Origin of the sequence: Mariniflexile sp. HNIBRBA6329 (assembly GCF_043558645.1) — a bacterium.
GTDB lineage: Bacteria > Bacteroidota > Bacteroidia > Flavobacteriales > Flavobacteriaceae > Mariniflexile.
Window position 1 is genome coordinate 385,760 of record NZ_JBIFXS010000002.1, and the last position, 13,432, is coordinate 399,191.

Here is a 13,432-nt window from a genome sequence, read left to right on the forward strand (position 1 = left end):
GTAATTACTTAGATTAATTCCATTTGAATGCAAAATATTTGCAAGGAGCATCATCGGCATTACTAATACCATGCAATAACTGTGAGTTTGCTAAAAATAAATCGCCCGCAGTTCCTTTGTAAGTCTTACCATCAATCATCATTTCTGCATTACCAGATATTAACAAGATTATTTCGGTTTCAATATGCGTGTGTGGGTTATGGCTTGGTCCTTTTTTATCTAATTGTGTAATGTGCATTTCGAAACGTTCACACATAGAAGTTGATCTATCAAAATACGCTATTCCACCTCCTCTAGCACTTGGTTTAAATTCTAAATCGTCTGCATTATAAACCGTAGAGCCCCCATTTGTTTGTCCACGTTCAATATTTATTGGTTTTTTAGACTTATAGCTCATAATGTAATACGTTAAGTTCGTGTCGCCTACATTTTCAATTGCATGTATTTCCTTTGGCATGAATAAAACAACACTTCCTTTTCCGATAATTTCACTTTTTCCTTCATTAGTTACTTTCATAAGTCCCTCCTTTACGATAATACACTCTTCAATATCATCGTTTGCATTTGGTTTATTAGCCTTAGCTCCTGGATACTGCGTAGTTGCATGCATTTCAAAATATTCAAAGTGCGGAGATACTCCTTCAAATATTTTTCTAGACTCTCTGTCTTCACTTTTTTCTACAGTAAATTCATTCCAAATGTAAACGCCATCTTTTACGGGTTCTAATTGTGCATTACTTATTATAGTAGAAAGTATTAGAATGCTTATTATTAATGTTTTCATAATTTATATTGATTAAAATTCTTCTACAACTTGTTTGCCATCCATCCAAGCAATCATATTCAAAACTAAATAATTCCAATTTTGAAAGCCTTTATTCAAAAGGGGTTCGCCTGTTTCTGGCTCGTAATATTCGTGTAAGGCACCATTTTTTTCAAAATCTTTTCCAAAAAGCCAAATAGTTCTAGACGCCAACTCCTTAGCTTCTTCAGTAAATCCATAATCCTTTAACCCCTTAAAAACCATGTAATTTGAAATCCCCCAAATAGGACCTCGCCAATTTGATGGATTTGCACTAGCACGCATACTGTACATTTTTTCCATTTTTGAAAGCGTACGTACACCTGATTGCGAATTGAATGTTTTTGGATTTGCATAATGCTCTTTTACAACACGCTCCGCTTGTTCAGGTGTTGCTATACCTGCCCACAAAGCTAAAAACCCAGACCAAACTTCAATGCGTTGAATTAAACAATCGTAATCACGAGGATAACCACTATGAATCATAAACTCTTTTCCTAATGTGCTATCCAATCGGTTTACAGCTGGTGTTAAATTCAAATCGACGCTATAGAAAAATCCATCACGTTCATCCCAACAATGTTTTTGAATAGCTGCTTTTAAGGTTTTAGCATCTTCTGCAAATTCCTTGCCTATTTCTGATTGATTTAGTTGATTAGCTAAGTAAACCATCGCATTTAATTCTTTATACATCAAGCAATTTAAATATATAGAACCAGAACTTTTTGCTGGTCTGAAAAATGTAGCGGGATCATTATCAACTCCAATTGCTACATCATTTTGCCAATAATACAAGCCTGTTGCTTTATTGCGGTGATGTGATTTATAATTGTTTACAAATGCCTGTAAATGATAAAATTTTTCGCGAAGCCACTCAGCATCGCCTCCATTGGTTTTTGTTAAAAATGCCGCATGTTGAGCCAAAACAGGTTTATGCATATTAACATTATAAATATTTTCCGGCATGATATCGCGCGGTTTGGAATCTTCCCAAATTACAATGGGCAAATAACCATCCCAATCGCCATAATGAAGAAAATTAAGCACGCAACCCTGTTCATATTTAACAGCTTCCTTTTTATCTTTATCAGAACCAATATCTGTTAAAATTTGGCGAAGTGCAATATTACTTAACCAAGAATCCCAATCCCACAGTACATTATCATACTGATTACTTCCTGGCGTTAAAAAAGAATAAACCAATGAACCACTACTTGGTCGGTACATTTTTTTATAATCTTTATAAACATAAGATTTAATAATGGACGCGTAATGCGAAATTGTATCGTTTCCTTGACTATAAATTGAAGCAGACATCAATAAAACAAATATGACTATCACCTTTTTTTCCATATAAATCAGTTTCATTTACTGTTTTAAAACATTATTAGATGGTGCCCATTTTATTTGCCATTCGTTATATTTTTCTAATACGTCTTGTGGCGCATAGGTGTACCACGCATACCCATTACGACGTTCGACACTAACTTCTGCCATAGAATATAAATATTTGCTGTTTCGGTCGCAAAACAAAGGTTTACTGGTTCCTAATTCATAATAGCGCGTCCATATTGGAGGAGCTGTTGAATCAATTACTACACGTCGGTCGTGATTAACCGTTTTAAATTTTGACTCAAAAGCCTCTATATCAAACGTTTCAATTTTGGTATTGTAAATTTTAGAATCTTCAAACCATTTTATGGCACTTTGAATAGCCTTTATTATTTTTTCACTAGGATTATCAATACTCATTAAAAACAAAACAATAGGTGCGCTTTCACCATTACAAATACTCGGTGGCTCAAAAGCACGTGCCCATGCTGGTGATAAATCGACCTCATTATGCTGTTGGCACCAAGCTGTAAGTTTTCCTTGGTTTATAATTTGCATGTTTAAAATACATTCCAAACCCTTATTATAAGCTTTTCTTACTTTTGCTTTTTCAACTTCATCTAAAAAACTAAAATTAGAATTGTTGCCAATTACCTTTTGTAACAAACCCATAATACCCATATATGCACCATCATTAAAAGTGATATACCGGCTATAATTATTTTCCAACGGATAATACTGTGGCCAACCTCCATTGGTGTATTGTGCATCCAAAACAAAATCCACTCCTTTTAAAAAAGCATCTTTATACTTTTCAATTTTGGTTGCTGTATAAACTTGCGCCAAATAGTATAAATGTGTGTAAGTTGTAGCATTATCAAACGTAGTATGCAATATGTTTTTTGTATTTATCACTTTACTTATTTGTTCTGAAGTTAATATAGCGCGCATATCATAGTTTTTTGGCCAACCGCCATTATCTCGCTGAAAAATCAACATGTTATTTGCTATGTTAGTATAATCAGACTCATCATATCTAGGTTGGTTCGGAACAGGATCCACAATATTATTTTTATCCTTAATATTGTACCAATGCCTAACACCATCTCCAAAAGGTCTTGTACTAATTTTTGCTGTTTTATTGGTTTTAGATTGGGCATTTAAATAGCTATATGAAAATGCTATTAGAAACATGAGTAGTAATAACTTTCCGTGTTTTGTTTGTTTTTGAAACATTTTCATTTGTTTTGGTTTAATTAATCTAAAGCTTTGTAACTAAAATTATCAAATTGCACTTCACCTTCTCCAAAGGCAAATAAACCGGCACGAAGGCTTAAAAATTCCCCAAAAACATTATGATTGAATCCACTCGCTTCAATGCTTCTTTCTAATCGAGTCCAACTTTCTCCATCTGCACTGTAATAAAAACTAACTTCGTTTTCATCATTTAAAATACGAAGGTATCCATGTTTGCCAAAATTATTTGGTTCACTAATTTTTCGCTTTTGGCGGTTATATACACTGAACTTTTCTTTGGTTACAGAAATATGCATGTTGGCTACTTCGTTGTAATATAAACACAGGCCAACCTCAACATTGCCTTCTAAAATATATTCTACCTGAACTTCGTACTTTCTATCTGAACTATTAACAAGAAGTGGCGAACTATCTGCAAACGATTTTCCTTCAGCTTTAAACACTAAAGTGCCATTTTTAAATTTAGTTCTTTCTGGGTTGTAATCTTTATAAAATTGCCATTGAAGATTCAACTGTGCATTATCAAAATTATCATTAAGACTATGAGATGCACTAGACACTTTTAAATCTGGAACACTAATTTTATCGGATGCATTAATACCTTCCGGTACTCTAAACCAACCATCTTCTGTCCATTCAATTGGTAGCATAAGTGTTTGCCTTCCTAATGTTTGAAAGTTCTTTTCGTAACCATGGTACATAATCCACCAATTACCGTTTATATCATCAACCAATGTACCATGACCTTGATTCCACCAACGTTCACCTCTATTTTTAGTATGAACAATTGGATTATAAGGTGAATTTTCAAAAGGACCGTAAGGCGATTTTGAACGCGCCGAAACTACCATATGTGCCGTAGCTGGACCAGCAGTTCCACCTTCTGCGGTTATTAAATGATAATAGCCATCTTTTACTGTTGATTTAGGTGATTCTAAACAAAAACATTCGGTGCTCCATTCTTTAGGGAATTGCCAACCTTCGTAGTTAAAAACAGGTTCTTCTGCTGTGGCAAGTCCATCATCGGTTAATTTAACTACAAAACCTTTTGAAAGATACAAATACCTATTTCCTTCGCCATCTACCACATGTCCAGGATCGATAAACCCACTTAACTTTAAATCGATTGGTTCACTCCAAGTGCCATTTGGTGAATCGGCATAAACCACCCAATTTGTTCCTCCTGCTGGAAAATAGATATAATATTTACCATTAACAAAAACCAAATCGGGAGCCCAAACTGAACCCACATTTTGGGTTAATGCATGCGAAATGCGTTCCCAATGAATTAAATCGGTAGAATGCAAAATAATCAATCCTGGATAATAATTAAATGATGAATGTGTCATATAATAATCACTACCCACACGCACTATGGATGGGTCTGGATAATCACCTCCTAAAATGGGATTTGAATATGTTGACTCTTCTTTTGCTTCTTGGGGTTGTAGTTCTTTTTCATCTTTACAATTAACCAATGCTATTCCTGATAAAAGCATCCCTATGAAAAATATTTTTGAACTTAATTTTGTTTTAATCATGTTTTTAATGTTTGATGAAAGGAACTAAAACCATTCAATTTTTAAATCTTTTATTAAAGTGGCTCCACTTCCCACAGTTCCTGTATGTTGAAAACTTAAACCGCCATAGTTGTTAGGTGTAATTTCGGTTTGCATATCAACAACTTTTACAACTTCAGAACTATTATGTTGTGTATAATAGTCTTCTGAATTTTCAGCATGAACTATGAATTTATTATTTTTTATCTCAACTGTAATTTTACAATTGGGTCGGTAACAGGATGCAGAAATAGGCTCACTAATAGGAGTGGCCATTCCGTTTTCATATTTCATTAAAACAAAATCGATAGCATCGCTATACTTGGTGGTTCTAATCAAGCGCAGGGCGTACCCGTTCATGTGTTCAATATCCATTTTTACACCAACATCCATATATTGTGCTCTGGCGCTGCTAAAACCTTGACCAGCCGTTTTGGAAGGCACAGCAACGAAACTAATTTTCATATCACCAAACACTTTCCCTACAGGTGTGTATCGCATACGAGCACCCTTTGTGTTTTGTACAAAACCCAAATTATTAGCTGCCCCATTGATGCCTTCACCGTAATACCAAGGGTCGCGTCTGTTATCACTTTCCCAATTAAACTCTTGTGTATCCAAAGGCGCATAACTATCAAGTGACCAAAAACCAGGTAGTATTTTAGGTTGATATTTAGTCGACATGTTTTCCAAATTAGGAATTAAAACATTGGCTAATTTCTTTATATCTTTTGTTGAAATTACTTTCGTTAGAACTGTGGTTTTAGCTAATCCTGCATCGCAACGTACATGTTTAGGCGATACGCTTGCCATAATGTAATAACCAATATCACCTACTGATAACTCGTAGGTTTTTAAAGGTTTATTGAATCTGGAAACGGCTATTTCAATAGGCTGATTTCCTTTTATATCGTTACAACGGTACCAAGTAACTAAAGACTGATCATCAAAAGACATATCTAAAGCATAATCTAAATGAAGTTCATTATTACTTTTGCTTATTTGAGGAAGTTTTGTAAATAATGGCGGATTGATAAATGAAGGTGCAATATACAATACACTGGCAGATTCTAACCCCGAAGCTGTGTGCGCCGTAACAATAACCTCTTTGGTTTCATTGTCACTGTTTGTTGGAATTACCAAACAGGTTCCATTTTCTTTAACTTTTAACTGTACTAATGATTTGTATTCGGAAGCAATGTCCCAATATATTTTTTCTCCTTCAAATTTAAAATTTCCAAAGCACTTGACTGTTGCTTCTAAAAGTAAGCTATCTTTTCCTGTTTCTAAAGTTTGTTGGGTTGGATTAATAATTAATTGTGTAGGAACATTCGAATAGCTATTCCCAGATTCTTGTTCTGCACTTTTTACAATAGGCTTAATTCCCATCGGATCCCAATCGTCGTTGCCTCTAAGTAAATTATATGTATTGTAAACTACTTTATTGTTGTGTTTGAAACGATACGCATTTAGAACTTCTTTTCTTGTTATATCAACCGTTGCAAAAGCATCATGCTTACCAATAAACACGGGGCTATTGTTTAAAGTAACATTACTTTGGTAATAACGAGCTTCTTTGTCAGGAATATCACGCCAACCAATATAACTTAGCTCTTTAGCAAAAAATCGTGTATCTACAACTGTAATTGGTCCATTAGCTTTTTCAAAATACTGACTTCCTCTGGTATATACTTGAATATCACAATTTAAAAACACAGAACCTGTACCATCGGTTCGGTAAAATGGTTTAGACGAATAAAAATCTAAAGTACTATTAAGATAAACGGCACTTCCGTTTAGTGCATCATCCGTCATTTCAAAATGGCAGTTTTCAAAAAGCGTACGTTTACTGCCCCAAAAAGGCCCTAAATTTAATCGGCTTACAAACCGTGTGTTACGTGCTACAACTTTATCGCCATTTGAAAAAATGAGTTGTGCCTGTACGATGGCAGAACCACGTTTTTCTCGATTTAATTGAGGGTTAAGCGGATAAACCAAATCGATATTGCAATAATTACCAAAGGTTAAATTTTCAGTAGATAAGCCATCGCCTTTAATATTTAACATGGTAAAATTACCTTTAGCACCTATGGTTTGACCACGATTACTGGCTATAATAACAGCTTCGGGATTATCAGTTAAACCTTGAAATCTCAACCATTCGCAAGAAATCTCTAGTCCAAATGGCGTGTTACTATTTTCTTTTGGCAATCGAACTTCGGGATCATCTGGATTATCAACCCAATATACCCAAGGCGCAATGTATAACACCATAGGTGAAGCCTCAGTACCATTGGTTACATGTTTTGAGGCTTCATTTATAGAATTATAAACATATTTGTATTTTGAAACTTCTTCATTTGAAAGTTGCCCGTCTATAAAAAATGCTTTTTGGCCTAGCGCTATTTTTTTGCCTTTATAGATTATATAGCTACCATTGAATTCCAAATTCTTATACAAATCACCCTTTTTTTGTTGACCGAAAGCAGGTGATAGCCCACATTGAAAAAGCAAATAGACTATCAATAAAACTATAGATACTGGTTTTAAGAACATATTTTTTTATTTAGTTTTACTTATGAATCCAAGCAACAATAGCTCCTTCAAACGGTGCTTTTAAATTTACAACTTCTTTTTCTATGCGTATTTTTGTTTTAATCAATTCACCTGTCACCGGATTAATCCAGTCCAACTTATATGAATTTGAATCGTTTTTTAAATCAATATGTATTTCAGCGTTTTGACTAAAAATGATATAACCAAGTTTCGCCTTTCCAAGTTCATACTGCTTCTTTCCTAAATAGTTGGTTATATTACTTTCCATAGTAACAGCATCTTCAAAAAACTGCTTATCATTAATTTTAGGCATAGAAGCTAAAGAGCCACCAGCCATAAATGTTGCCCAATTAGAAAGTGTACCTCGTTGAGAATAAACAACAGCCTTGTTTGGATATTGGGTTTTATACTCATTTATTGCTCTATAAATTTGGCCGAATGATGTTTCACCAGGATTAAAAATGCGTGCATATTGCCGTGCAGCAAGACTTACACCTCCAGGAGGCGCATACAATGTAGTATCATCACGGTACTTCCACTGAAGAACATCAATAATATCTACTAAAGCACCTCTTTTAGGATCTGATAAAATTGCATCTTGTACATCCTTTGTGCCTGGCAGCATAACCAATACATCTTTATTGTTTTCTGTTTCCCATTCGGCAATGACATCTAACCAGAATTCAACAAAATGTAAAGGACCAGTGTATTCCCATCCTAAATGATGAATAATATTTTTATTATCTCTAAAATTTTCAAGGCTTTTGCGAATGTAATCCCGATGCAATTGTTTCCGAACCACATTAGAAGTGTCATAAAATTCCTCAGCCATATAAATACGCTTATCTCCTGCATAAGGTGGGTTTTCAGCGAATTCGGTATTATTAATGTTATTCGCAGTTCGCCATGGATAATCAGCCCAATGTGCACCTTCTTCTATAATATTATGCTGCAAATAATGTTCTTGAATAAATAACAAATCGTTTTTATCAGCTAAATCCGAAAATTGTTTTAATCTAAGCCAATACCATGTATTCCATTTGGTTAAATCGTATTTGCTTAATCTATCAAACGCTTCTCCCTGACCGCTTCTACTAAATGGTTGTTCGTAAAAAGGTGCCCAAACATCGGCATCTGCACGTCGGGTTCTAGCATGATCATCGCGCCTCCTTTCATACCAAAGCGCTGGAAAGCTTTGCATGACAGATACATTTTTTTGAAGCATATCACTAACCAGAGTATCTAAGTCATCTGTTAACCCACGCCCTACGCGCCCTGGCACAAATCGAACTAAGTTGGATGCCGGTCTTTTTAATTCTGAAGGTCTAGTTGACCCTCGCCACATAGATGTACGGTCTCTTCCTCCTGAAATTATTCTATCACACTGTACGATTTTTCCATTTAGAAGATGTATCGCTTCTACTTTATGAACAGCTTTCTTAATCTTTGGAATATCGTTTTTACCCCAATTTTTCACATTAGAAACATCTGAATGGATTGGATACTTTTCAACCATTTGATCTATCCAAACATCCATGGTTATATCTGGTGTTTTTGAACGTTCACTATATTTCGCCGTTAATTCTGTTAATGGTGCTGTAGTACTACTAGATTCATAAATCAATATTTTATCTTCTTCAACTGATTTTTTTCCAGTACGTGCTTCCAGCTGTGCATAAAAAAGACTCTCTGGTTTTATAAAAGTATGTTGTAGTTCATGATGTCCATTTCCATAACCTTGCGCCCAACTACCGTAAGCCCAATTCTGTGCTTCAGGAGGTTTTGATAGATGAATTTTCGCAGCTCTACCTTGCCAACAAAATGAATTTGCAGCACTCCAACCGCCACCTTGACCATCAACATCACGATAATCAAAGCTAATATTACCGCCATCAACGGTCATTTTATCAAATAAAATTCCGCTGGACCAGCCTCCAATAGCGCCACTAAAATTATATGGCATATAGGAATAACACTGTACAAAGGCATTTGGTCCGGGTGTAGTAAACCCAACAGAAAATGCATGATACCCATATTCAGCATAACAACGTTGAAATAGTACCTGTTGCCCTAACGTTTGAAATGAATAGCGGCGATAATTACCGATTTCACCAACTGGATTTAGTGATTTACAATCTTCAACCGTGATGCGCTTTGCAGTTTCCCAAACAGCTACTGTAGAACTCACAAAGTTTTCTGCTTCTATGCGGCGTACCCAAGAATCTTGAACATTTTCAATGGTAATTGCCATCCAACGGTGATTTTCGTCTTTCAAATTTGAATCATCATAAGTTGAAATACAACGTAAGTTTTCAATACCTACATTATTTATTCGCCCATCCCAATGATATCCTGTAACCGTTCCACCACCATATTTTGGATCAATACCATTAGTTAAAGGCGCATCAATTGTTATAGAATTTGGTGAGACCGCAATAATGGTACGATCCCAATTCATATCAAAATCACCAGGTTCCCATTTAGTAAGTGTGTAATCTACATAAATACCTATTTTATCGGCGCCTATACTTTCTATCCACTCTTTTGTTGATGGTCTTTTTATAAGAACTTTATCTCCGATTTTAAAGGAATGACTTTTAGAAAAAGTTAATGTTGTGGTATTTACCGGGAAATATTTTTCTTCCAATGGATTAGGTTCTCCCAAAGTCCGATTGTTTTTACCAGCCACTCGAATTAGGGTTTCGCGATTGGTTCCGGTAGCCAAAAGCACCGTGTTTTTATTACTAATTCCTCTCAGCACAACACCACTTGCAGAAATATTTAAACTACCTCTTATTTTATAAGTTCCCTCTTTTAAAAGAACGGTTCCTCGAAACCCATTCTTATCTATAGGTAAGCTAGACACAAAATCGATTGCCGATTGAATTAACAACGTAGCATCTGTTTCTGTTGCCTCAATAACAAGTTTTACTGGAACATTAGGCAGTTGGATTTCTGATGCCATATACCCACAATATGAATAATCGGGTACCCTATCGCCGTTGGGTTGAATCTTGTATTCTAATTTACGGTCTTCTGTTATGTGAATAGGTGAATCTGGAGTGGTCTTAAAATGTATAAAAGCAATAGATGGGCAAACAAATACTATCAATATTATATAGATCCGTATTTTGTTTACCCATCTTAATTTCATGTTTTATTATCTTTAATTTATTCTATAATTAGTTTTTGAGTATGCAAAACTTGCTTTGAACTAGATTCAAATACTTTTAAAATAAAAACACCTCGGGCATTTAAAGTTATGTTTTCTGTACTACCTGCTTCAATTGTTCCTTTTTTTACTTCCTTACCTAGGATATCGAATATCTTAAATTCAGATTTAACACTATTGTTTTTCATTTTGATAGAAAATGACCCCTTGTTTGGAATTGGCCAAACTTTAATTTCGGCAAGGTTTTTCTTTTCAACAGAAAGGGTTAAATCGTATCCATTTAAAATATTTACTGTGCGTGTCATACTATCTCCTGCAGAATCTGTAACTGTAAATTTAAAAGAGCCTAAACCAGTTGCGGTTGGTGTGAATTCTACAATATTCCCAACTAAATTAGTTGTTCCATTCACAACATCAGATATGGAATAAGAAACTCCACTTGTAAAACCTCTAGATAATTGTTGAATGTTGACATCAATTTTTGCTCCTGATGCAGTGCTATAATGAGGTAAAGACATCCATTGTAAATAATAATCTAAATTGGTGTATCCATCCATATTATTATCAGCATTTGCATCTGAAAAATCTCCAGCAGGTGAATTAATATTAGTTCCTATGATGGTTTCATACCAATTTGGCAAGCCGTCATTATCTGAATCCCAATCAGCAGGTCTTGTTATGAATGGATAATTTTCATACCCTCCAGAATCAGCTTCACGATCTGGAAACCCTTTTTTACCAGTGACACTTCCTGTTACAGAATACGTTCCTGACAGGGTTTCATTAATCATTCTTTTATCATGGTCATCTAAAGTTGGTTGATTACAACCTACATCTGACAATACACTTTTATATGCTTCTCTTGCAGATTGGGTTGTTACATATGACGGGAAAAAAGGTGCATCTACAAATGTTTCATAGGTGTTGGTCGCGCCATTGGAATATCTTGCTCTTCTTCCGTATTCTTGGTTGGTTTCATCGAAAAAGCCTGGCATAACGTTACCATCAAAAAAGGCACGTTGCATGCCCATACCTACATTTTCATGGTCCATTGTAAAAGCATACCGTTGCAATTGCATACCTGGACCAGGTTTATAATAGTTACCTACAAAGTTAACCTCTTTGGCGCCGCCATCGGTAGTTCTCGACCCCCAGTTATAGACCACATTATTGGTGATATCTAAGAACCCTTTATAAAACCCTCCACCATCTAATCCACCTGCTAAACTCCAATTTCGTCCGTAATTGTGTGCTAATAAATTATGATGAAAGCTGCCTACCCCACCACCAATGGAAGCGGCATAACCATGTTCTGTTCCTGAAGGGTAATTTTGATGATCTGCAGCGTTTAAAGCTTCTGAAATTAATGAGTGCTGAAACGTTACGTTTCCAGCATCACGAGAACTAATACTTTCATCCACAGTCCAACTAATTGAACAATGGTCTATAATGTTATGGTCGCCTTTCAATCCCATACCTCCCATATCTTCATTCCAATTATATCCTAATCGAACCCTAACATTTTGAATAATATTATCGTTACTTCCCAGACCTAAAGAACTTCCTTTTATTGTAATACCTTTACCAGGTGCAGTTTGACCTGCAATAGTAATATAAGGTTGGTTGGAAACCAATCGTGAGTAAAGCTCTATTAAACCAGATACATTAAACACAATGGTTCTTGGGCCAATATTATTAGTGACTGCTTCACGCAAACTACCTGGACCACTATCGTTTAAATTGGTTACAACCACTACTTTACCACCACGACCACCTCTAGCAAAACGTCCATAACCTTCGGCTCCTGGAAATGCTAATTGTCCTGGACGAAAACGCCATACATTGCCTTTTGTGATTTCACCACCAGAAGTTACTTGGTCTACTCTCCAATAATAAGTATCTCCTGTGTATAATCCACTTACTTGATAACTATTTGTTGAGTTATCCTGATTTCCTTTATATTCTGAAGAAGACGTGTCTGCCACATCAACAACAGCTAAACTAGTTCCAAAATAAATATTTTGTGACACAGCATTGTCAGCAGGTGTCCATTGTAACAAAACATTATTAGATGATAATTCTACATGCTCATCGTCATGAGCAGGAATTGGATCTGTTGCTTGATTAAAGATGTTAGGTGTATTTAATTCAAAACCGTTGAACATAACGTTTTTTTGAGTTTCACTCCCTGAAGTCTCTGCTGCAAATAAAATAACCACATCATTACCTGTTGTAGCCTGAAAATTTAAATAAACCGATTTCGCTGTGGCCGGTGTTAATGCCCTAACCGAGGGTATCACATTGTCTTCTACTAAATTACCATTTACAGAAATATCAATAGGGCTGTAAGTAATACTTTCGCTATCAGTAGCATTTAAAAAAGCCAAGAGTGTATGATTTCCTGTTTCTAGACCACTAATACGAAGTTCTATTTGTCCACCACTATTAGCGGTTCCACCTTTCACAGTAACACCATCACTTAATAAATATGCAAAATTAGGACTTTGTATTCCCGCTTTATACCAATTGGTTCCTAATTCTGTACCAAAACTTCCTCTTTTGGTAACTGTAAACGTTATATTGTTTACCGTTTTATTTGCAGAATTTCCACTTGGCACAACCCACGAGGTATAATTGGGATCATTTACTTGATTCAATGGTTGATTAGCCATATCAAAATCTATTTTAACTATAGGATTTTGAGCAAAAACGCCCAAAAAGGAAGCTAAAAACAGAATGAACATTAGTTTAATT

7 protein-coding genes are annotated in these 13,432 nt (G+C 35.3%); all 7 read right to left on the reverse strand.

All coding sequences use genetic code 11. From position 1 onward, the window contains the following. Positions 1-13: 13 nt before the first annotated feature. The 7 genes from ACGK9U_RS04350 to ACGK9U_RS04380 are packed head-to-tail and all read right to left on the reverse strand — an operon-like array spanning position 14 to position 13,422. Complete coding sequence (locus tag ACGK9U_RS04350; protein WP_394465136.1) at positions 14-784, reverse strand: cupin domain-containing protein; 771 nt, start codon at positions 782-784, stop codon at positions 14-16. 12 nt (positions 785-796) lie between these two features. Beyond that, positions 797-2,170, reverse strand: a complete 1,374-nt coding sequence (locus ACGK9U_RS04355) for a trehalase family glycosidase (protein WP_394465137.1) — start codon at positions 2,168-2,170, stop codon at positions 797-799. Next, positions 2,171-3,376 (reverse strand): pectate lyase, encoded by a 1,206-nt coding sequence (gene pelA, locus ACGK9U_RS04360; RefSeq protein WP_394465138.1) that lies wholly within the window; start codon positions 3,374-3,376, stop codon positions 2,171-2,173. A gap of 14 nt (positions 3,377-3,390) precedes the next feature. Continuing rightward, a complete protein-coding gene (locus ACGK9U_RS04365; RefSeq protein ID WP_394465139.1) occupies positions 3,391-4,932 on the reverse strand; it encodes a family 43 glycosylhydrolase in 1,542 nt (513 codons plus the stop codon). Positions 4,933-4,956: 24 nt separating this feature from the next. Continuing rightward, positions 4,957-7,506, reverse strand: a complete 2,550-nt coding sequence (locus ACGK9U_RS04370; RefSeq protein ID WP_394465140.1) for a hypothetical protein — start codon at positions 7,504-7,506, stop codon at positions 4,957-4,959. 16 nt (positions 7,507-7,522) lie between these two features. Continuing rightward, positions 7,523-10,660, reverse strand: a complete 3,138-nt coding sequence (locus tag ACGK9U_RS04375; RefSeq protein ID WP_394465141.1) for a DUF6298 domain-containing protein — start codon at positions 10,658-10,660, stop codon at positions 7,523-7,525. 17 nt (positions 10,661-10,677) lie between these two features. Beyond that, on the reverse strand, positions 10,678-13,422 hold the full coding sequence (locus tag ACGK9U_RS04380) for a T9SS type A sorting domain-containing protein (RefSeq protein ID WP_394465142.1): 2,745 nt from the start codon (positions 13,420-13,422) through the stop codon (positions 10,678-10,680). Positions 13,423-13,432 lie beyond the last annotated feature (10 nt).

What these genes read in the sequence shown, in the direction of transcription:
- ACGK9U_RS04350 (WP_394465136.1), bottom strand. Translation starts at nt 784, where the DNA reads ATGAAAACATTAATAATAAGCATTCTAATACTTTCTACTATAATAAGT.
- ACGK9U_RS04355 (WP_394465137.1), bottom strand. Translation starts at nt 2,170, where the DNA reads ATGAAACTGATTTATATGGAAAAAAAGGTGATAGTCATATTTGTTTTA.
- pelA (WP_394465138.1), bottom strand. Translation starts at nt 3,376, where the DNA reads ATGAAAATGTTTCAAAAACAAACAAAACACGGAAAGTTATTACTACTC.
- ACGK9U_RS04365 (WP_394465139.1), bottom strand. Translation starts at nt 4,932, where the DNA reads ATGATTAAAACAAAATTAAGTTCAAAAATATTTTTCATAGGGATGCTT.
- ACGK9U_RS04370 (WP_394465140.1), bottom strand. Translation starts at nt 7,506, where the DNA reads ATGTTCTTAAAACCAGTATCTATAGTTTTATTGATAGTCTATTTGCTT.
- ACGK9U_RS04375 (WP_394465141.1), bottom strand. Translation starts at nt 10,660, where the DNA reads ATGAAATTAAGATGGGTAAACAAAATACGGATCTATATAATATTGATA.
- ACGK9U_RS04380 (WP_394465142.1), bottom strand. Translation starts at nt 13,422, where the DNA reads ATGTTCATTCTGTTTTTAGCTTCCTTTTTGGGCGTTTTTGCTCAAAAT.